Here is a 22,497-nt window from a genome sequence, read left to right on the forward strand (position 1 = left end):
GGCTTTATTTTGGGAATGCTACCCGGAGTAAAGCCGGCTTTTTTAGGCCTTGCCGGCGCGATCGATCACTGATAAACTAAAAATTTTATAATTATATCACATTGAGGATAAATTGTTATCATCGATATTTGTTATTTGTATTAACTGTCCCCCTGGCCGGTCTTCCTAATTTTAGCCGGACAATATGTTTTTAAATATTAATATTGTTCTCTTATTGCTTTATTTATTAACCCGACATCACGACCCTATGACGTGGACGCTACCCCTCAGCTTCTTTCTACAAGTTATTTTGTCCACCTGTCCCGGCCCGATGAAGCTCATGTGCCGGATGCCGATGCAAAGAATTCTCTTTCCCTGTTTAACTAAATCATTATGACGCGTTTTTACACGAAGCGGTTACATTTATTATTGTTGATTGCAGGAGGCCTGTTTACGTCCTTCCGGAGCCTGGCGCAGTATACTCCCGCTGTGATATCAACCGGCGGAACTTATACCGCTGTGGCCACCGACCGGCAGGATCGTGCATATGTAGTAGCGTACAATGCGGGGAGCGACAAGTATGAGGTGGATCTTTATCCGGCAGGGTCGACAGGAGGGCATAGTGCTATTTACAGTGATTTAGCGAATCCCGGCGTAGATTTTCCCTGGGGCATTGCGGTAAACAGTCACGGAGATATTTATGTGACCAATCCGAATACATCGGACAACTGGGAGGTCATCAAGCTGGAGGGCGGCACCCGTACACCCAGTGTCATACTGAAGGGCAATTATTATACCGCGCTCACTACCGATGCCAATGATAACCTGCTGACGATGGAGTACGATTCATCGACGCACAATTATCAGGTGGTAAGATATGATGCCAACGGTGGCGCCAGAACGATTTTATTCAATGGCCTCCCTCTGGCAGCGGGTTCGGGAACTTATCCCTGGGGGATTGTCACGGACAAGCAGCATAATATTTATATCCTCGACTTTCCCTACAATGCTTCAAACGGCAGGGTGATCAAGCTGGCTGCTCCGGGATATAATACGCCCACCACGCTTCTTTCCGGTAAAAATTATTCTTCCCTCGCCATTGATGCTGTAGGAAACCTGTACACCTCAGAATTCGCGGGCGGAAGCACTTATCATGTGATGAAATATGCCGCGCCGGCGCTTACGTCGGGTATGGAAATATATACCGGCCTCAGCATTGCCCCCTTCCTTTATCCCTGGGGGCTGGCGGTTGACGGCCATGGCAATGTATTTGTGAACGACCCCGCCGCCAACGCCGGAACCGGAAAATTCATTAAACTGACCAGCGATCCGATTGCCGTAACCAGCGTAACACGCGCCAGTCCCAACCCTACGGCTGCGCCAACCGTGGACTTTACGGTAAAGTTCAGCGCGCCGGTATCCAATGTGACCGCGTCAGCTTTTAGCATCACCACTACCGGCAGCATCAGACGTCCTTATACAACAAATGTAACCGGTAGCGGAACCACCTATACCGTTACCGTAAATACGGGTACCGGAACGGGCACCTTGCAGCTGGGCGTAAACGGCATCGGTGTCATGAACAACCTCTCTAATATACCCTACACTGACGGGGAAGTATATACGATTTATGATGCCACCGAAGCCTATCCGGATACCATACAGGTAACCGAAAATATTCCGGCTACAGGGAATGTGCTGACGAACGACCAGCCTGCGGACGGTACCTCGCTGACGGCCTCGCTGGTGACCGCGCCGGTGAACGGCACCGTGGTGCTGAATGCGGACGGGAGCTTTACCTATACGCCAAATATGAACTATTCCGGTGCCGATAGTCTGATCTACCAGGCCTGTGATAACGGCATGCCGAGCCGCTGCGACACGGCAACGGTACTCTTCCAGGTGAAGAACGTCAATGGCGCCCCCGAAGCCTATCCGGATACCCTACAGGTAGACGAAGATGTGCCGGCAACAGGGAATGTGCTAACGAACGATCACGATCCGGAAGGCAACCAGCTGACGGCGTCGCTGGTGACCGCACCGGTGAACGGCACGGTAGTGCTGAACGCCGACGGCAGCTTTACCTATACGCCAAATGCAAACTATTCGGGTTCCGACAGCCTGATCTACCAGGTTTGCGACAACGGTACACCCAGTCTTTGCGACACGGCGACGGTGCTCTTCCAGGTGAAGGACGTCAATGACGCCCCCGAGGCTTATCCGGACATCATTCAGGTTACAAAAGATATTCCGGCTACGGGAAATGTGCTGACGAACGACCAGGATGCAGAGGGGAATGCCCTCACTGCCTCACTGGTCACCGCGCCGGTGAACGGCACGGTAGTGCTGAATGCCGACGGGAGCTTTACCTATACGCCGAATGCGAACTATGTGGGTTCCGACAGCCTGGTTTACCAGGTTTGCGATAACGGCACGCCAAGCCGCTGCGATACGGCGACGGTGCTCTTTCATATAACTGATATGAACTCACCGGTGATCACTTCGGTAGATGTGCCCGCTGATGGATATTATCATGCCGGGGATGTGCTTGATTTTACGGTTCATTGCAGTGAAAACGTGATTATTACGGGTACGCCTTCTCTGGCTGTCACAATAGGGACAGCTACCGTGCAGGCAAGTTATACCGGCGGCAGCGGTACAAATGCCCTGACCTTCAGCTACACCGTGCAGCCGGGCGAGATGGATATGGATGGGATCGCGCTGGGTAGTAGCCTGAACCTCAACGGGGGTACCTTCAGAGATATTGCCGGGAATAATGGAAACCTGGCGCTGAGCGGTGTGCCCAATACCCGGGGTATATTTGTTAATACCGCTCTACCCAGCGTAACCTTATCTACCAACGCTCCTGCGCTGGTGAATACACAGTTTACGGTAACCATAACCTTCAGCGAAGCGGTGACCGGCTTTACGCTCGGTGATCTTGCGGCCACCAATGCGGGACTCAGCAACTTACAAACTGCAGACAATATTACCTATACGGTGGAGGTCGTTCCGCTGGCAGACGGACCGGTAACCTTGCAGGTGCCCGCTGATGTGGCGGTAAATATCGGGAATAACGGCAATACGGGTTCTAATACGCTCAACCTTGGTTATGATGGCACCCGTCCGGAAATCAGGGCGGTAAGCTTGCCCGCCACGGGAACTTATAAGGCCGGTGATGTGCTGAACTTTACGGCAAAATATAGTGAAAATGTCACAGCCAGTGGTATGCCATATCTGGAAGTGGTGATAGGTAGTGACACGGTACATGCAGCTTATACCGCGGGTACCGGCACCGACGCATTATCTTTCCAATATACAGTAGCGCCGGGTGATGAAGATGACGATGGCGTTCGCCTGGGTGCAAGCCTGCAGACCAATGGCGGAAGCATACGGGATGCGGCGGGTAACAATGCCGGTACGGAATTGAAAAACATCGCCACAAATACGGTGCTTGTAGATGCGGTAGCGCCGGTCGTTACTGCGGTGGATGTACCGGCTGATGGTTATTACAAAACCGGAGATACGCTTGGTTTTACCGTGCGGCTCAGTGAGAAGATACGGATAGACACGGCGGGTGGTAACCCCTTCCTCGAGCTGGTTATCGGTACCCGGCACGTTCGGGCGCCCTTAAGCGGCAGCGGCACGGCCACGCTTGTTTTCAGCTACATTGTTCAGGAAGGCGACGAGGATCTGGACGGGATCGCCCTCACGAATGACCTTGCCTTGAACGGAGGAACCTTAGTGGATGCTGCCGGGAATGATCTTGTCCCGGTATTGAGCCACGTGGGCAGTACCCGGAATGTTTTTGTGTATAGTAAGCGGCCTGCCGTACGGTTGTCCGGTACCCCATCATCCGATAAGCCGTTTACCCTTACCGTTACGTTCAGCGAAGCGGTGACCGGATTTACATTAGGTGACCTTACCACCACGAATGCGGATCTCAGTAACCTGCAAACCACAAACAATACGATCTATACATTGCAGGTTACTCCGCAGGGAGACGGTACAATAACCCTGCAGGTGCCGGCCGGCGCAGCCGCGAATATCGCCGGTACCGGTAATACGGCATCCAATGTTATCAGCTTCACTCATGATGGTACCGCGCCGGTAGTAACATCGGTGGATGTGCCGGCGGATAAGACCTATAAGGCGGGAGAGGTATTATCTTTTACAGTGCATTTCAGTGAAGATATTGCTGTAACAGGATCAGATGCAACGCTCAGGCTGATCGTCGGCGCCGCTGCAAAACAGGCGGGCTATGTTTCTGCCGATGCGAACAGCATGGTCTTCAGCTATACGGTGCAGGCCGGCGATCTGGACACAGACGGCATTACGGTGAATGACTTGTCGCTGAACAACGCAAGCGTCAGGGATACAGTGGGCAATAATGCCGATCCGGCATTACACCATATCGGCGCCACAAATGATGTGAAGGTGGATGCTGTGGCACCGGTCATTGCCACAGGACAGGTATTTACCGTGGAGGAAAACAGCGCCCCCGGCGCCAGCGTCGGAACGGTGAATGCCACAGATCCTGGTTCGGTCAATACCTTGCAGGGCTGGACGATTACAGGCGGTAATACAGATAGTGCTTTTGCCATCAATGCGGCAGCGGGTGAAATAACCGTTGCCGACAGCAGCAAGCTGGATTATGAAACAAAGCCGTCTTATACGCTGACTTTAACGGTGAGCGATGGAGTGAATACATCGACGCCCGAAACGGTGACGATCCGTCTGAAGGACGTCAATGACCATGCGCCGGTGATTGCCCCCGGTCAGCGCTTTGACATAAACGAGAACAGTGCCGACAGTGCCATCGTAGGTGCGGTGAAAGCGACAGATATCGACGCCGGCACTACGTTCAGCAACTGGACGATCACCGGCGGTAATGCCGGGAATGCGTTTGCCATCGATAAAGCCAGCGGCAAGATCACAGTAGCCGACAGCAGCAAGCTGGATTATGAAACAACACCGTCTTATACACTGACATTAACGGTGAGCGACGGCACCCATACTTCCAAACCTGCAACGGTAACCATACAGCTTGAGGATGTGCCCGAAGCGCCAACGGCGATCCGCTTTAGTTCCGCAGACCTGTATGAGAACCGGCCATCCGGGACCCTGGCAGGTGTGCTCAGCTCCGTTTCCGCCAATCCCCAGGATGTTTTCACCTATACGCTTGTACGCGGTGAAGGGGGAGGAGACAATCACTTGTTTGGTATCCGGAATGACAGTCTTTTAACCACATCTTCGCTGGATTATGAACAGAAGAGCAGCTATAAGATACGGGTGCGTACGACGACCCGGCACGGCGACTTTTTTGAGCAGGCCTTAACGATTCGTCTCCTTGACGTTAACGAAGCTCCCACGCTGACAGTACCGGCTGACCTGGCCATCTGTTATACTACCGATGAGCAGCAAATTACCCTGGGCAGCATCACTGCGGGAGAAGACAAAGACCAGACCACTGCGGTTTCGGTAGCGGCTGATAAGGCTGACTTCTTTGATATGATTTTCGTGTCCGGAAACAAGCTGCATTACAAGCTCCGCAAAGACGTGGCCGGACAGGCCCTGATAACCCTGACTGTGAAAGACAACGGAGGAACGGATCACGGCGGCGTAGATGAGGTCAGCGACAGCTTTACCCTGACTGTCAATCCCGTTCCCGAGGCTACCATCACTTCCGATATGGGTACCGATATCTCGAAGGGCCGCGTTGTCCATCTGACCGCTACCGGCGGCAACACTTATGCATGGAGCCCGGCTGACGGCATACTGGACGGTGCAGGAACAGCGGTGCTCACCGTGCGTCCGGAAGAACCTACCACCTATGCGGTAACCGTAACCGATGCAAACGGCTGCAGCGCCCGACAGGAAATCAATCTTCAGGTGAAGGCAGATTACCAGGCGCTCGAGGCCCCCAACATCCTGACCCCGAACGGAGATGGCCGGAATGATACCTGGAATGTCCGCAACCTGGATGTTTATCCGGATAATGAGGTGTTTATCTATGACCGCTCCGGAAGGCTGGTATTTCATCAGAAAAATTACCAGAACCGGTGGGATGGGACGTTGAACGGTAAGCCCTTGCAGACCGGCACTTACTATTATATCGTGAACGTGGATGCCGGTAAGAAAGTCTTTAGAGGCTATATCACTATCATCCGCAATAACCCTTGATTATTACCTGGTCAAATCCTAAAGTCATGCATTACTTAATAATATATTGCCGCTCCTGTAGTCGCCGGATCATTCCTGTTTTCCGCATCACTACAGGGATAATCATACTGAGCTTTTTCGCCGCATCGCCGGTCTTCGCGCAGCGGGCGGGCATTACGATGGAGCCGATGGACCCGCCGGGGGCGCAATATTACCTCAACCGCTATATCGGGAACCCGGCTATGGCCGGCGCTGATTCCTCGCTGAACCTGACAGCGGCTTATCAGAACGAATGGCAGGACATCCCGGGTGCGCCGGTTGTTGCCACCTTTGCCGCGGATGTCTATTTCGGAAAACGGGTGGGAGCGGGGGTGACGGTCAACCAGGACAATGCCGGGCTGATCAACCGCAACCGCGTGGCGCTGAGCTACGCCTATCATCTTCCGCTGAGCGACCGGCAGCAGCTGCATATGGGTATCTCTGCGGTTTTGTTGAATACCCGTATCGATCCCCAGAAAGTACAGGGCGATGCAGACGATCCCGAAGTGGGGGAGTACAACCGTAACGGCACCTATTTTGAAGGAGACTTCGGAATAGCCTATACCGATCCCCACTGGACCATACAAGCTGCGCTGCCTAATCTGGTTGGTTTTTTTAAAAAGAATATTTATAACCAGGCCGATGTAGCCTCCTTTTACACAGCAGCAAGCTACCGGTTCTTTTTTGACGGAGCGCTGAGCAGTCTCGAGCCGGAGGTCTGCTACCGCGGGATAAAGGGCATAAAAGGGATTGCCGATATGGGGGTGAACGCCGCTTTCCTTCGCGACCAGATCAATCTTTTCGGGATGTACCACAGCTCCGGTAATTTTACCGCAGGAGCAGGTTTTACGATTGCTTCCACCGTTGCCATACAGGGGTTGTATACCACCCAGACCTCGGGACTGAAGACATATTTTTCAGGAAAATATGAAATCGATGTGCATGTCCGGCTCTTTCATAACAAGATTGAGCTTTTGCATGATTAGGCCCTGCCTGTCGCTTTCATACGGCGATCTGCTCAACGGCATCTTCAAAAGCATGGTTCTTTGTGTCCGGAAGATTAACCCCTTCCACCCGGTAAGTGGTGATATCGGTTAACCCGATAAAGCTGAGGACCTTCCGCAAGTAAGGTTCGGTAAAGTCGTACGACTTCATCGGCCCGTCGGTATAGATGCCGCCGGAAGAGATGGCCAGATAGACTTTTTTGTTTTTGATCAGCCCTTCCGGCCCGTCTGTGGTGTAGCTGAAAGTTACCCCCGCCCGCATGATATGATCCAGCCAGGCCTTCAGCGTGGAATGTATCCCGAAGTTGTACATGGGCACCCCGATGACGATGCTGTCGGCTTCCTTCAGCTCGGTGATCGCCTGGTCGGAATGCATGATGGCTGCGGCCAGTTCCGGTGTCCTGCTTTCCGGCATGGTCATAAATGAGTTAAGATGCACTTCTTCCAGATGGGGAAACGGCGTTTGGGTAAGATTGTGGGTCTTGACGGTACTGCCCGGATGTTTTTCCAGCAGGCGTTCCACGATTTCCCGACCCAGACGGATGCTGAAAGAGGAATTACCTCTTGGACTTGAAATCAGATGTAATATTTTCATGGTGCTGATATTTTGTAAAGGCAAAATTATGTACCTTTAGTATACAAACTATACTACTATACTTAAGGATACCGGTATCCTGCAGTATAGCGGCCTGTCAAATCAGTAACATGAAAAAAGAGCAAGTGGATACGCCTACCTGCCAGGCAAGCATAAATGCGGTAAGGGATTCGCTGTATGTCCTTAACGGAAAATGGAAGATCCTTGTCATCATCGCCCTGTCGGAAGGTCCCAGGCGGTTTAAGGAAATAGAGCGTTCTATCGAGGGCATTACGCCAAAAGTGCTTTCCAAGGAGCTGCGGGAGCTCGAGCTGAATGAATTTGTTGAAAGAAAGGTTTACGACAGCATCCCGGTGAAGGTGACCTATGAGCTTACCCCGCACAGCGATTCTCTTAGAGAGATCATCCATTCGCTGGTGGTGTGGGGACAGCAGCACCGGAAATATATTTTAAAAAAGCGGAAGCAGGCCCAGACGGAGAGATCCATCCAGGAATAGAAAACAGATATGAAGCATACCTATAAAAATAACCAAACCTCGGGAGAGTTCAGGCTTGTTGCAAATGAACGGGAGCTGGACCGGATCTTTTATGGGAAAGACCGCCGGGATAAGCTGCTGACCATTGCCTGGAACCGGGGGCCGCGTCAGACCGTGTCGGTGGATAGCATCGACTATGATTTTCCGGAGAACAGCGTGCTTTGTCTGATGATAAATCAATCTTTTTACTTTTCGCATCCGGAGGACATTATAGCGTGGCAGTTCAACCGGGAGTTTTATTGCATCATGGAGCACGATAAGGAGGTCAGCTGCGTTGGTTTCTTATTTTATGGCTCCCGGGAAATGATGTTTATCCGGTTGGAAGAACGGGGACAGCAGAAAGCGGATCTGCTGCTCCGTGTATTTCTGGAAGAGTTTGAAACGGTGGATAATATCCAGGAAGACATGCTGCGCGTGCTTTTAAAACGGCTGGTCATCATTATCACCCGGATTGCCAAAGAGCAGTATATAGACCATGAGGAGCTGACGGCAGAAAAGCTGGATATTATCCGCGAATATAATTTGCTGGTGGAGATCCATTACAAAACCGAACATCAGGTAAAATTTTATGCCAGCAGCCTGAACCGTTCCCCAAAAACGTTGTCCAACCTGTTTGCTTTGTATAATAACAAATCGCCCCTGACGGTGATCCAGGAAAGGATTATTCTGGAAGCCAAACGCCTGTTGATCTATACGGACAAGACATCCAAGGAGATTGCCTATGAGCTGGGCTTTGAGGATATGGCCTACTTCAGTAACTTTTTCAAACGCATCACATCCCTGTCGCCCCTGGCATTCCGGAAAAGCAAGGCAGACTTTGTACGGATACATAGAGGTTAATTATTACAAGGATTGGGGAAATCCTTCTATTTTTCCCGGGCTTGCCAAAGATGACCTTTGCGTGGTTATTCATCATTAAACACAAAAGGTTATCCAAATGAAAAACTTTCCCGTTCCGCAACGAGACCAGGTATCGCCTTCCAACCAGGCTATTTTTGACAATCTGAACAAGATGGTAGGGTTTGTGCCAAACCTGTTTGCCGTTTATGCGCATTCCGAAAATGCCCTGGGCAACTACCTGGCTTTTCAGAACGGCAAGACTTCCCTGAAGGCAAAAGAGCGCGAGGTCATCAATCTGGTCGTCAGCCAGTATAACCATTGTGTCTATTGTCTGGCGGCGCACACGGCCATTGCAAAGATGAACGGCTTCAGCGAAGAGCAGATACTGGAGATCCGCCGGGCTGCCATTACCTTTGACCCGCGTTTGGCAGCGCTGGCGGGGCTGGTGAAGGGCATTGTGGAAAACCAAGGACATGCGTCGCAGGAGCTGCTCGATAGTTTTTACAGCGTCGGTTATACTCACGGTTCCCTGGTGGACGTAGTGATGGTGATCGGCGATAAGATGATCTCCAATTACCTGCATGCCCTGACCGATATTCCGGTGGACTGGCCGGCAGCCCCTGCTTTATAAGGGATAAGGCCGGAGAAAAGGCTAAGGTCGCTTTGGGCGGGCAGGAGGGGAGGTGCCGTTTTGCAGCCAGATATCGATGCGCGGGGTTTTCCAGGTATAGGGCTTGTCAATGATATCCATATCTCCGTCGCCGTCGAGATCGGCCAGCCTGGCTTCATGAAAATCAAAGCCGGTTGAAAAAAGCGTTTTTCTGAAATGCCCCTTCCCGTCGCCGAAGAAGATAAAAGCATGGCCCTGCTGGTCGGGAACCGGTGAGTCCTCGGTCCATTGGGACATTTCAGCGGCAAAGATATCCAGGTTTCCGTCGTGGTCAATATCCGCTACATCCAGGCTGTGGCAATGGATCAGAGGCGTATCGATCAGACGGTGCGGTTGCCAGCTTGTGGGAATTTGCGGATCGCCGGTGCAGGAATACCATTCCAGATAACCGCTTCCGTCTCCGGGTGAGACAACGATCTGGCTGGTTTTCCCGGGCATGAATTTCCCTGTGGCTACCCGGCCGCCGGCTTCACCAAAACGCACGGGGATAAACTTTCCCTGGCCCTTGTACTTGAACCAATAGTTTCCGGCCAGAAGATCCGTATGTCCGTCTCCGTCGATATCTGCGGCTGCGGTCCCTTCGGGATACCAGGAGTTTTGTGCGCCGGCAGGCCCTTTAAAGACAACCTGCAGGGGCCAGGGAGACCGGGTGGCATCATGCGGGATTGAAGTGAGAAAGAGTGTTTTACTGCCCTGGTTCCAGAAGGCAAGCTGAGGGGTTCCGGTTTGCATAAAGTCGCCCCATACCTGGTCATGATGTTGTTTTCCGCCGCTGTTTTTGATAATATGACGTTTCCAGCCTGCGGAAGGAGCGTAATGCGGAAAGGGATTTTCCCACCACCAGAGCTGGTTGCTCTGCCAGTCGCCCCCCAACACGAGGTCAGGATCGCCGTCGCCATCGATATCGTATACGGCTCCTCCCGCTTCAATGGTCAGGAAGCTGCTGTCGATCACATATCGTTTCCATGCTCCGTTCATCCTCCGGTACCAGACCAGGGCGGGAGCCTGTTGCCGGAAGCCCATGATAAAATCATTTATCCCATCGTGGTCAAAATCATGAACCACCAGGGCCGTCTGTTGGGTGCTTTTACCGGGAACGGGCAGATCTCCGCTGACGGAGGAAAGGTGCTTCCACCCGGTATGTTGCGCAGATGGCAGGAGAGGAGCCGGCTTTTTGATTACAAAACAGGAAGAAGGAGCGCGGGGATCATCAAATACGCTGTCGAGCCGTATGACATGAGATGCATTATTCAGTACCATAACCGGTTTCGAAGCCGGGGAGTAGCGCGGCCAGCTTTTTCCGGCTATTGCTCCCGGTGTTCCATGCCTGATAAAATGTACCCAGGCCTGATGAACCTGCCGGCCGACCTGAAGTGCTGCCGGAGTAAAAGCATGCCGTTCGGGCAGGAACCAGACAAAGGGAAGCTCGTCGGCATGCGTAGCTGGCCGGCCGTCGCTGCGGTAATCAAAACGGTACATCCAGACATGATCGCCGGTGCTGGCCAGTTGGGTTGCCAGCCGGTAAGCATGCATCTGGTACATGTATTGTGAAAGGGTAGCGGTAGCGGCGGCCGTCCTGTCTTTGCCCGGCATGTGCCGGTAGGTGGACAGGACATAGCGGAAATTATCTCCAAACCAGGCCTGCAGCACAGTAGTATCCGGATGAAACAGCCGTTTATCCATGTCCATGAACAGCCGGCTTTCTTCCCGGTTGGTGCCGATCAGAAAACGGATGCCGGAGGGAGGATGTTTTTTGAGATATGAATAAGGATCGTCGTTTATGATCTGTCCGTCGATAACCGGTCCGAAGTAATTGGTAGCCTGGGCGCCCTGGCAGACTTTTCCCTGTGCGGCGATCAGCTTTTCAGCGGGCATGCTGAGCAAGGCGCGGGGATCCCGGATATTGAGCGCTTCCATAAACCGTTGCCGGATGGCTTTTGCCGTGACGGTATCCCGGATACATTGCAGACCTCCGCTTTCGAGGATCAGCTGCGAGAAGTAATTTCTTGCTTCAGGAGCAACGGCCAAGGTGGAGGCCAGCTTCGCCCCGGCGGATTCGCCCATAACGGTGACCTTTGAAGGATCGCCGCCAAAGCGGCGGATATTTTTGCTGATCCATTTCAGCGCCATGATGCAATCCAGCAGACCGTTATTACCCGAGGAGCGATAGGCAGGGTCGAGGTCGTCAAGATACAGGAAGCCAAATATGCCCAGGCGGTAGTTGATCGTTATCGTGATGATGCTGTCCCGGTCGGCGAAGGCATGACCGTCTTCGCCCATCCCGGCACCCGCCAGCATGGCGCCGCCGTGGATCCAGACCAGGACCGGCAGGTTGGCGGAAAGCTTGGGAGTATAGATGTTGAGCGTAAGACAGTTTTCGTTTCCTTTCAGCGGGTGCTGAGATTCGCCGTATTGGGCAGCGGGGCTTCCGAACTTTTCGCAGGAGAGCGTATCGTTCCAGGACTCGGGTGGTTGCGGCGGTTTGAAGCGGAGCTTGCCGGTGGGCGGCTGCGCATAGGGGATGCCTTTGAAGACGAACGCATTGTTTTCGCGGCTGCCGCGTATCAGCCCGTCATTAAGCCTGACCAGGGTCGTTTGGGCCGCTACGGTCAGGGACGTTGCCGGCAGCAATAACCATGAGAAAAGGATGAAGACATGTTTTTTCATATCGAACGAAGAACTTTGGCCGGATTTCCTCCGACAAGGGTATTGGGAGGGACATCCCTGGTGACTACCGAACCCGCTGCAACCACTGAGTTCTCGCCGATGGTTACGCCGCCGATAATCGTTGCGCCGGCGGCGATCCAGACATTTCTTTCGATCACGACGGGCTTTGCGACGACAAAGGCGCGCCGCTGAGCCGGTTCCAGGGGATGGCCGGACGTGAGGATGCTTACATTCGGCCCGATCATCACATCGTCGGCAATATCGAGCCCGCCAAGGTCATAGAAGGTACAATTCTGATTGATAAAAACATTGCGTCCCAGACGGATATCGGTTCCACCGGTTGTGTAGAAGGGCGGGATCAGTAAAAAGCCGTCGTCGACCTTTTTGCCAATGAGGTGGCTGAACAAGGCCCGGATCTCATCCGCATCGTCGAACGTCAAACGGTTAAGATTAGCGGTGATCGCCATAGCGCGTTTGACGCTGGCCTGCATGGCTGCCGATTCCGGCGTTCTCCTGGGAATTATCTTGGTGCGACCGTCATTTACCATTGCTCAAATTCAGGATTTGTCATGAGCTCAAGGTATAAAATAAAGTCTATATCGTTTCAGGAATGCTCCCTGCCGCCATTACGAGATATAGAATCTTCTGCGAGTTTTACGGCGGAGGGGTTCGCCCCGGAACATCCGGCCATAAAAGGCTGGCCTCACTTATGCGGAAAGAGATGATCTCTATTGTTGAGTACCAAAGGTGCATGAAGGGGATGAGCGAAATTACAAGTCGCTCGGATAGAATGGTATTGACGAGGCTTAATCATAAACATTACTTAACATAATATTAATTATAGGACAAATTTATTGCAGAAATATTGATTTTTAAGAGGACTATCCATACCTGTCGTATTCGGCCACTGATATTGTCGTATTTGCCCTGTAATGACACCATATTTGTTGACGAGATTTGTATCTTAATAAAACATCAACAAAAAAATTAAAAGAAAATGTTATACTGTACGCCTTTCCTTTTGTTTGATGGAAATTGTGCTGAGGCAATGACCTTCTATCATGAATGTTTTGGCGGTGAGTTGACGCTTACCAAACTTGGTGATAGTCCTATGAAAGACATGTTGCCACCTGAAAAGCACGACAGAATTATCAATGCGTATCTGAAAAGTGGCGATATTGAAATATCAGCCACAGATTGGATGGCTTCTCCTGATTTTGAACCGATAAAAGGCAATACGTTTGCCATATTCATTATTGGAAAAACATTTGACGAACTAAGCACAGTTTTTGATAAACTCAGGGACGGAAACAATAATGAAAGGCTACAGGAATTACATGAACTGCCATTTGGAATATATGGGCAGTTTTACGATAAATATGGTATTCAGTGGATTTTTAAGGGAGAAAAGGAAAAATAATTTTAGGAAAGTCAATAACTATTTACCTACAACATGGCTTTTATTAATAATGCTGTCCGCCCAGGCCGGCCTTGGGAATTCTCTCATAGGGCCATAGCGCCTGTAGCTCTCCCATACATCAGGCGTTTCTCCGAGACGGGGATCATGCGTTTCTTTTAGTTTTTGTTTTAGTACCGAAGAAAGATGTGCTTTGATCTTATCATAATGGGGATCTCCCGCCAGGTTATAAAGGCAATAAGGGTCTTTCTGAATATCATATAACATTTCTTCCGGAAATTTCCCAAATGATAAATTAAATAAAGAAATACTGTTTTCTGCTTGTTTAGCCGATCCTGCACTTTTCGACGGCACCTCAATGCTCTGGCTTAAAGAGGGATCATCCCGGTGTTGGATCATGTATGTTTTTGTCGGGGAACCGTCAATGTCCTCATAGGCCCAGTCCAGCGTATCACGCACAATTTTTTTTGGTGCGCCTGCCGGGTACCGCTCCGGCTTTAAATTCCATACATACAGATAGTGATCTGTCCTTACGGCCCGTTCCGGATACCCCAGGGTATGCCATCTTGCATCTGAATGGCGCTCTCTCCCGAAAAAGACATATTTACGGGCAGGATCGGTGACACCGGATCTCCCGTTTTCAAAAATATTGAGTAAGCTCTTTCCCTGCGTATTGGAAATGGTGTCTTTTACCCCGGCAGCTTCCAGTATAGTAGGGAGAATATCCACCGCGCAAACCAGGTCATTCACAGTTCGGCCCGGGTTTTTAATATGGTCCTTCCATAAAATGGCTAACGGCGTGTGCACTCCGGCTTCAAAGCTAAATGCCTTGGCACGGGGGAACGGCATGCCGTTATCTCCCATAAAAATGATAAGCGTATTATCTAATTCACCCTCTTTCTTCAGCGCTTCCAAAGCTCTTCCCACCTGCATGTCAAACCAATTTATTTCAACGGCATAATCCAGGAAATCGCTTTTTGCCTCTTTGGTATCCGGCAGATACGGGGGCACCGTTACAGAAGATAATTTTCCGCCGCGCCTGATCCCGCTTCCTTTTTCATAGGGCCTGTGAGGCTCACGGCCGCCAAGCCAAAAACAAAAGGGCTTATTTTTATCTCTCTTCGAAAGGAACATTTGAAAGCTCGCTGCATAATTATCCATACTGATCCCATTTGCCCATCGCTTTTCGGGATAATTTTTAGTATACCTTTCTGCAGTATCCTCGTAAAGGATACCGGCAGGATTGGTTGCTCTTCCTCCATCTTCCCAACTTCCCGGCCCCCAGCCTTTGCCGGTATAACCCACCTGGTAACCGTGGTCTTTCAATATATCCGTATAGACCGGAAGACCTGCCGGAAAAATGCTGGCATGCGTTCCTGCGGGGCCTATTTGCCATATGTGTTTTCCCGTCAAAATAGAAGCCCTCGAGGGAGAACATTGAGGCGCATCCACAAAAAAGCGAGTGAACAGTATACCCGCATGCGCGATGCTGTCAAAATTACGGGTATTCACAAACTTACAACCATAGGCCGAAGCATAAGGATATCCCTGGTCATCACTGATAACAAATAAGATATTGGGGCGTTTGCTTTGTCCGCTTGTATCTTTATGGACCATCGTATTACAGGAAAATAATCCGATAAATACAAAAGGATAAAACGTCCTCCGTTTTAATAGCCTGTCCAGTTTCATTTTTAACATAATAACCATTGGAATTTTCTTATGCTGATCTAATCCAACTATATTTATTTTCCAGGTAGTTTCTCCTGTGGCGGAAGGTTGCTTTCAGCTCCTGAATATCCTATATTTTGATTTATAAGCTTTCCCGAAATTCGGCCACAAGAATTAGAGTTGAGAGGACCGCATCAGTCACCGGGGTATCTTTCTCCAGTCAAATATGCCGAACAGTGTTATTTTTATTCGGTTTTCGGTTCATAGTAAAGAATTACAGCACCACCGGTAAAGGTTTTAGTTTTCACGAGTTTAAGAATAGTCCTGTCGTTTATGTTTTCAAATAAAGGCAAACCATTTCCTGCAACAACCGGATGGATACAAATTTGGTATTGGTCAATCAAGTTAAGGTTCATCAATTGTATAATTAAACTGCGGCTGCCAATAAAAATGTCGTTTCCTGATTGCTGCTTGAGTTCTAAAACAGTTTCTTTTAAATCACGATTTGCTATGGTTGCACTTTTCCAATCTACATTTTTAAGCGTATGAGAGAAAATGATCTTTGGAATTTTGTCAATTGCCTTGGCAAAGTCGTTCATTGATTTTTCTTCCGACGGATTTTCTAAAAACGTTCGCCAAAATTCCATAAGGTGATATGTTGTTCTGCCATATAAAATAGCCTCTCCCTGACCCAATAATTCTGTATAATGTTGATGTATTTCTTCATCAGGCAACCCTGCTGTATGGTCGCAATATCCGTCTAATGTCATATTGAATGCTGCAATTACCTTTTTCATATTTTGTTTTTATCATTAAGAAACTTTATAAGACTTGCCATACATCCTGTAATCTTGGGAAAGGGAAAATCTCTTTTTCGGAATATGGAACAAAAGCACGCATTAATTCTGTTAGAGACGAAAGGTTATAGATCGGGAGTGAGGTTGGTTAAGTATAAAAAGAACAAATAACTGATAAATAGAGCCCCTCCCCTTCTTTTTGTTATGGTAAATTTTTCAAAAAACAGGTTTTAACGATAGCTTAAGAAAGCAAGATATCGATTTCGCAGAACTTTTCCTTTAACAGACTCAAAGCAAAAGCTGCAGCGGAAGCCGCAAATACAGAATAATCAAGCGGAGCTTTGATGCTGATTGAGAAAGTCATTGCAAGGCCGAACAAAAGCAATAGCCATCCAGTCAGTTTGGCAAACAATTCAGTTTTATAACCGACTATCAGACAAAGCGCAAAAACGGTTTCCGCTGCCGTTGCAATTCCCCCGATTACAGGAATGATGGCCGCCGGAAACCAGGGATTAAGGGATTGGGTATATTCCAAAAACGCATTCCAATTCCCCCAGGACGACACTTCCTTGTACCATATACCGAACCTGTCTGCCACTGCGGACAGGAATCCGGCAGCAATAGAAAGACGCAGAAAAAGTTTTATGATTTTTGCTTCCATGGTTAAAATATATAGGATTCTTTCAATATAAAAAGTCAGCGAAAAATAAAGATATTACCTACAGAAAAGGAAATTTTTATTTCTCCGGATTTGTCGCCATGCCTAAAAGTATAAAGAATATTTATAATCAATAAATTATGATCCGATATTTATTTTTTGAGAAGTCCCGACCGTTTTGCCCGGCTCATTCGTCAAAAGATAAATGTAAACAAAATGAAAAATCTAAAAGACAAAGTAGCCGTTGTATTTGCCGCATCCGGTGATATCGCGGGAGCTGTTGCTCAATCGTTTTCTCAACATGGGGCAAAGGTATATGTTACCGCCCGGAACCTTGATGCCGTAAAGGCATTGGCCCGAGAAATCAAAGCCGGCGGCGGAAGTGCGGAAGCCGCCAAAGTTGATGCGCTGAATGAAACCGAAATTGACCTCTTTTTAAAGAAAGTCGTTTCAGACCATGGAAAGTTGGATATTGTATTCAACGGTATCGGGGCCGATTATAGTGAGATGGGCGGGCGTCCACCTACAACAACAGCCACTTTTGAACAATTTATGGCCCCGATGGAAAGGATATGCGGGTCACAGTTTCTTACTTCGAGGGTAGCGGCAAAGTATATGATGCAAACGCAATCCGAAGGAACTATTTTGCTTTTAACAGCAGCATTATCAAGGAGCAAAATGCCCAATTTAGCAGGCATCACGGCTGCCAGTGCAGCGGTTGAAGGCATGACACGGGTGATGGCCGCAGAATGGGGCGGGAATGGTATAAAAGTGATCTGCATTTGTCCCGGTGCCTTAATGGAAACAAAAAGGATCTCCGGATGGATCAATGCTTTTGCAAAAGAGCACGAAATACCTGCGGATCAATTAGTCATGCAGTATAAGGCTTTTGATATATTAAAGACGAGCCCGACATTAAAACAAGTGGGTGAAACGGCGGCTTTTCTTGCCTCTGAAACAGGGACGGTCTTCAACAGCCATGTTGTCGATGTCGATTGTGGTAAGTTGAACATTTTATGATACATTAAGCATTTCTTTTATGGTACATTCGCGGTTGCAGCCCTCCGGCGGAAGGCTGCAACCTCATTTTTATTCATGGATGAAATTGAATGGAATGGAAAACGAAGAGATCCTCAAATTGGCTATATCCGGTGATATCAATGCATTCCAAACATTGTTTGCTGAATTTCAAAATCAATTGAAATCTTATCTGTATCGGTTGCTTACCGATCGTGACGATGTAGATGACCTGACGCATGATACCTTTATCAGGGCATTTACCAGGATATCGACCTTTAATCGGGATTCTTCTCTGAAGACCTGGGTGTTTAAGATAGCCACCAACCTTGCCTATGATCATTTACGGAAATTAAAAAGATGGCAGGCGGATGCCCAGGACCGGGCGGCGGACCTGGCCATAGGCTCGGAGGAGATCAGGGAAGTCTTTTGGATGGTTCACGATACCTCCCCTGCCGGGGCATATGAGATGAGAGAACATATCGACTATTGTTTCACCTGTATTTCAAAAACCCTGCTTATAGAAAACCAGGTAGCGTTGATCTTAAAGCATATCTACGATTTCCAGGTGAAGGAAATTTGTCTTATCCTGGATAAGACGGAAGGGGTAATAAAACACCTGTTGAATGATGCCAGGAATATCATGACGGATATTTTTGAGCAGAGGTGCGCCTTAATCAATAAGAATGGCGTTTGCCATCAATGCAGCCATATAAATGAAATTTTCAACCCCAAACAGCATCAGCAAGAAGAGCTGATGAAGTTGGAATTGGTGAAGGCTTCAAAGAAATATAACCGGGATCAGCTTTTTACATTGCGAACCTTACTGGTGAAGGCAATTGATCCCTTGCATGCAGCAGGTACCGACTTTCATGAGGAAATCATGAGGTGTCTTAGAACGGCCATTGGCGAAAAAAGTGATTTTTTTGACCGGGATGCAGATAAAGTAGAGTAATACATTTCCGCAACTGGTAAGGATCAGTCGGCTTCTACCCTTTTAGTTCTTTAAAGATAAAAAGAATTACGCGGCTTTAATTTAAAGACTGTGCGCTCAGGTATTAAAATTTGTAAAATTCTTTCATCCTGTTAATAATATTTTCTTTTTTTCGGCGGCTTACCGTAATCTCTTTATTGTCTGAAAGAATAAGTGTGCCTCCTTCACCTTTTACATATTGTTTGACATGAAGCAGGTTGACAAGGTAAGAATGATGTGCCCGGATAAAACCCGAACTGGTTAATAATTTTTCGTATTCGGATAGTCCTTTAGATGAGCAAATAAGCGGCTGGCCTGCAAAATGAATATGGGTATAAACACCGGATGCTTCACAATAAATAATATCCTTTATATCCGCTACGTCAAATCCTTTCAATGAGGGTATGCACAGCTTCATTTCATTTTGTGTATTGATTTTGTTCAGGTTGTACAGGAGCGTTGAAATATTGTTGCCGGCCGTATTATTGTCCGATATACGCTTTGCTGCCCGCTTTACGGCACTTGCCAGCAGGTCTTCGTCAATAGGTTTTAATAGATAGTCTATAGCGCTGTATTGAAAGGCCCGTAAGGCATATTGGTTATGTGCCGTAACAAAGATGATCTCAAAATTGAGGTGTTCCAGTCCGGCCAACAGGTCAAAGCTTGTTTTATCCTTCAGGGAAATATCGAGAAAAACCAATTGCGGGTTCAGTAGCTGAATTTTTTCTTTTGCTTCGGCAACATCCCGGCAGGATGCAACTACGCTCAGCTCGGGGCAATACGCCTGCAACATGCTGTTCAGCGCATTCAATCCCCTGGTTTCATCATCTACCAATATTGTGCGTATCATAATTATATCTATTTAGTTGATAATCGTAGAACCGCAATAGTGCCGCTCCCGGCTTTAACAGGCAGATCCGATTTATCCGTTATATTTAATGAGCATTTCATGTTGTATTTTTCATTCAGCACCACCAGCCTTTCTTGGATGTTCACAATACCCAGCGAATGGTGGGTGCGGATGGCAGTTTCTTTGTTTTTTACCGATTGCCTGATGCCTATTCCGTTATCCTCGATTTCGCAGGTCAGGCTATTGCTATCGCCAAAAAAGCGGATAAAAAGCTGTCTGTCTCCCTCTTTATTGCTCAGTCCGTGCCATAAGGCATTCTCCACCAGGGGCTGTACCAGCATGGGCGTTATCTTTACCTCGCTTATATTTAATTTTTCATCTATATTTATGGAATAAGAAAACGCTTCGAACCTCAATTTTTCCATTTCGAGGTATTGCTGCAGATGGTCAACACATTGCTCCACAGTAATAAAAGTTTGCCTCGACTGTTCCAGGCTGGTACGTATCAGCTGTGCAAATTTACTAAGGTAGCGGCTGGCATTTTGCTTATCGTTGTTCCATATCATTTCCTTAATGCTGTTGAGCGAATTGAAAATAAAATGTGGATTCATTTGTGCATGCAGACCCTTCATTTCCAGCTCGGCCATTTGCTGTTTTAATGCCGCATTCTTGCGAATGGACTGCACCCTTCTGCTTACAAAATAAAATACCAGTATGGCAGATAACAATGCTGCCGCTATTCTGAAAGCCCAGGTTTGCCACCAGGGTGGATTTATGGTAATGGGCAATGAAGTCATGCTTTTCGCCCATTTACCATCGCTGTTGGCAGCCCGCAGCTCAAAAATATATTCGCCCGGCGGCAGACTGGTGAATATGGCGTTGTTCACCGGCGCCGGGCTGCTCCAGTTATCGTTGAGCCCTTTCAGCCGCCACATAAAGAGATTGTTGGCTTCGTTGGAAAAATTGGTAGCGGTAAAATTGATTGTTATAAAATTTTCATTGTATTTAAGATGGATATTGGCAATGCGGGCGGATTTTTCATTTACTTTTATGGCGGTAATCAGCGGGGCCGGGCTAAATGTGTTTTCCTTTAGCGATGACGGAATAAATTCGGTGATGCCGCCAATGCCGCCAAACATCAGCGTGCCGTCGTCATCGGTGAATGCACATGCTGTATTGTATTCCAGGAAACTGAGCCCGTTGCCAAGGTTGTAGTTTTTCTCTATGGTGTAAGCTCTGGGGGATATCCGGTACAGCCCAGTGTTAGCGCTCACCCAAAAATCTCCGCTTTTATCTTTTTGAATGGCATAGCATACGTTGGAAGCATTTTCGCTACCGGGAAGGATACGCCTTACTATTGTTTTATTTTTTGCATCGTAGATTACGACGCCGTTGTCGGTAGCGATCCAAAATAGATTTCCATCCTGCAGCAAATACCTGGCATTAACAGATATGGTCCTTACCGGTTCTACTATTTCAAAGGTCTGATCCCTGGTATCATATTTTACAAGCCCTGCACCGGTGGTGCATATCCATAGTATATTTTTGCTGTCCTCATAAATATAACGGCCGGTAAATAAATTGTTATGAAGCGTGTTTTCCGGACAGGCCTGCCAGCTATAATCTTTTAGTGAAAAAAATGCAGCGCCCTCCTCTCCCATTAGAAGCAGACTGTCGGCATTTTTAAGTTTAATGAGGGTATAGAATTTTTCCGATGGCAGGTTTTCTTTGCCTTTGAAGTAAACAATTCTTTTGGTACGCGGATTTAACCGCATCAGCCCGGCCCAGCTTGCGATCCATAAATTTTTTTGATCATCTTCGGTAATGCCATAAATAGTGTTCGCCGATGCTCCGAACCGGGATGTGCCGGGAATTTGAATGAAAGAGCCGGTTTGCCTGTTCCATTCTGCAATACCTTTATTCTGCGTGCCAACGTAGTAGTGGCCCATGCTGCTTTTAAAAATATTAAATATCATGTTATCAGGCAATGATGCCAGGTTGCCCTCCTCATTCTGAATAGTATGTATCTGGTATTTGAGCGGATCGTATTTTGCCAGACCCGAACCGCTGAGGCCGCACCATATAATGCCCTGCCGGTCCGTAAAGAGCGAAAGAACAAAGTTTTTTCCGGGTGAGCGGCTGTCATATCGATTATGCACGGCTGTGACAAGCTGTCTGTTTGCAGGGGTATAGCGCATAATGCCAAACCCGCGTGTGCCTATCCATAAATTTCCACTGTCATCTGTGGCAAAGCAACCTATGCCGCCGGCCCCTGTTTTAAAATGTTTGATATTGGAAACACCGTTTATTGGATCTTCGATATAATAGCAGCCGCCTGTTAGCGTACCTATCCATAGCGCGCCATTGAACGAGTGCAGGGCCTTTATTTCAGGAAAGTAATAAGATGGGAATAATGCTTCCGGTCTGAAACCGTTACCGGTTTTAGTAAGCACAAAAAGATGATGCAATGTTGCCGCAATAATTTTTTCCTCGTGCAAAACAACGCTGCTCACCTGATTTTTAAATCCGGTATCGGAAAAATAGAATTGGAGGATCTGTGTTTTGGTATTGATGTAGATAAGCCCGCTGTTGTGGGTGGAAATCCAATATTCGTTGGGAGCA

General features: G+C 48.4%; 16 protein-coding genes. 8 read left to right on the top strand and 8 right to left on the bottom strand.

Annotated elements, in window-relative coordinates; translation table 11 throughout:
* The first annotated feature begins 372 nt into the window (after positions 1 to 372).
* Entirely contained in the window at positions 373 to 6,162 is a 5,790-nt protein-coding gene (locus tag ABD851_RS05665; RefSeq protein WP_344976800.1) for an Ig-like domain-containing protein, read from the top strand.
* A 26-nt stretch (positions 6,163 to 6,188) separates the two neighbouring features.
* Positions 6,189 to 7,166 (top strand): PorP/SprF family type IX secretion system membrane protein, encoded by a 978-nt coding sequence (locus ABD851_RS05670; RefSeq protein ID WP_344976803.1) that lies wholly within the window; start codon positions 6,189 to 6,191, stop codon positions 7,164 to 7,166.
* Positions 7,167 to 7,182: 16 nt separating this feature from the next.
* Here the strand turns inward: ABD851_RS05670 and ABD851_RS05675 are convergent, their stop codons facing one another.
* Positions 7,183 to 7,779 carry an FMN-dependent NADH-azoreductase gene (locus tag ABD851_RS05675; protein ID WP_344976806.1) on the bottom strand — a complete coding sequence of 199 codons (597 nt, stop codon included), beginning with the start codon at positions 7,777 to 7,779 and terminating at the stop codon, positions 7,183 to 7,185.
* A gap of 110 nt (positions 7,780 to 7,889) precedes the next feature.
* On the opposite strand from ABD851_RS05675, the gene ABD851_RS05680 reads away from it, so the two are divergent.
* The 3 genes from ABD851_RS05680 to ABD851_RS05690 all read left to right on the top strand — a co-directional run bounded on the left by ABD851_RS05680 (position 7,890) and on the right by ABD851_RS05690 (position 9,786).
* On the top strand, positions 7,890 to 8,276 hold the full coding sequence (locus ABD851_RS05680) for a winged helix-turn-helix transcriptional regulator (protein ID WP_344976808.1): 387 nt from the start codon (positions 7,890 to 7,892) through the stop codon (positions 8,274 to 8,276).
* 9 nt (positions 8,277 to 8,285) lie between these two features.
* On the top strand, positions 8,286 to 9,155 hold the full coding sequence (locus ABD851_RS05685; protein WP_344976811.1) for an AraC family transcriptional regulator: 870 nt from the start codon (positions 8,286 to 8,288) through the stop codon (positions 9,153 to 9,155).
* 97 nt (positions 9,156 to 9,252) lie between these two features.
* Positions 9,253 to 9,786, top strand: coding sequence for a carboxymuconolactone decarboxylase family protein (locus ABD851_RS05690; RefSeq protein WP_344976813.1), 534 nt, complete (start codon positions 9,253 to 9,255; stop codon positions 9,784 to 9,786).
* A gap of 21 nt (positions 9,787 to 9,807) precedes the next feature.
* Here ABD851_RS05690 and ABD851_RS05695 read toward each other — a convergent pair whose 3' ends face one another.
* Both ABD851_RS05695 and ABD851_RS05700 read right to left on the bottom strand, forming a co-directional pair.
* Entirely contained in the window at positions 9,808 to 12,492 is a 2,685-nt protein-coding gene (locus ABD851_RS05695) for a carboxylesterase family protein (protein WP_344976816.1), read from the bottom strand.
* A complete protein-coding gene (locus ABD851_RS05700) occupies positions 12,489 to 12,983 on the bottom strand; it encodes a sugar O-acetyltransferase (RefSeq protein ID WP_344976819.1) in 495 nt (164 codons plus the stop codon). The genes ABD851_RS05695 and ABD851_RS05700 overlap by 4 nt, the downstream gene beginning before the upstream one ends.
* 506 nt (positions 12,984 to 13,489) lie before the next feature.
* Here ABD851_RS05700 and ABD851_RS05705 point away from each other — a divergent pair.
* Positions 13,490 to 13,912, top strand: coding sequence for a VOC family protein (locus ABD851_RS05705; RefSeq protein ID WP_344976821.1), 423 nt, complete (start codon positions 13,490 to 13,492; stop codon positions 13,910 to 13,912).
* Positions 13,913 to 13,930: 18 nt separating this feature from the next.
* On the opposite strand, the gene ABD851_RS05710 is transcribed toward ABD851_RS05705, so the two are convergent.
* From ABD851_RS05710 to ABD851_RS05720, 3 genes are all read right to left on the bottom strand, one after another.
* On the bottom strand, positions 13,931 to 15,601 hold the full coding sequence (locus tag ABD851_RS05710; protein WP_344976824.1) for a sulfatase family protein: 1,671 nt from the start codon (positions 15,599 to 15,601) through the stop codon (positions 13,931 to 13,933).
* Positions 15,602 to 15,825: 224 nt separating this feature from the next.
* Positions 15,826 to 16,377 carry a dihydrofolate reductase family protein gene (locus ABD851_RS05715; protein ID WP_344976827.1) on the bottom strand — a complete coding sequence of 184 codons (552 nt, stop codon included), beginning with the start codon at positions 16,375 to 16,377 and terminating at the stop codon, positions 15,826 to 15,828.
* A gap of 241 nt (positions 16,378 to 16,618) precedes the next feature.
* Positions 16,619 to 17,038: a DoxX protein gene (locus ABD851_RS05720; RefSeq protein WP_344976830.1), complete on the bottom strand. Its 420-nt coding sequence runs from the start codon at positions 17,036 to 17,038 to the stop codon at positions 16,619 to 16,621.
* 213 nt (positions 17,039 to 17,251) lie between these two features.
* On the opposite strand from ABD851_RS05720, the gene ABD851_RS05725 reads away from it, so the two are divergent.
* A complete protein-coding gene (locus tag ABD851_RS05725; RefSeq protein ID WP_344976833.1) occupies positions 17,252 to 18,055 on the top strand; it encodes an SDR family NAD(P)-dependent oxidoreductase in 804 nt (267 codons plus the stop codon).
* A gap of 94 nt (positions 18,056 to 18,149) precedes the next feature.
* A complete protein-coding gene (locus ABD851_RS05730) occupies positions 18,150 to 19,007 on the top strand; it encodes an RNA polymerase sigma factor (protein WP_344976836.1) in 858 nt (285 codons plus the stop codon).
* Between the two features lie 103 nt (positions 19,008 to 19,110).
* Here ABD851_RS05730 and ABD851_RS05735 read toward each other — a convergent pair whose 3' ends face one another.
* Positions 19,111 to 19,875 carry a LytR/AlgR family response regulator transcription factor gene (locus ABD851_RS05735; protein ID WP_344976839.1) on the bottom strand — a complete coding sequence of 255 codons (765 nt, stop codon included), beginning with the start codon at positions 19,873 to 19,875 and terminating at the stop codon, positions 19,111 to 19,113.
* Positions 19,876 to 19,883: 8 nt separating this feature from the next.
* Positions 19,884 to 22,388, bottom strand: a complete 2,505-nt coding sequence (locus ABD851_RS05740; RefSeq protein ID WP_344976843.1) for a sensor histidine kinase — start codon at positions 22,386 to 22,388, stop codon at positions 19,884 to 19,886.
* Positions 22,389 to 22,497: the final 109 nt, after the last annotated feature.

Origin of the sequence: Compostibacter hankyongensis (genome assembly GCF_039541075.1) — a bacterium.
Classification (GTDB): Bacteria; Bacteroidota; Bacteroidia; order Chitinophagales; family Chitinophagaceae; genus Compostibacter; species Compostibacter hankyongensis.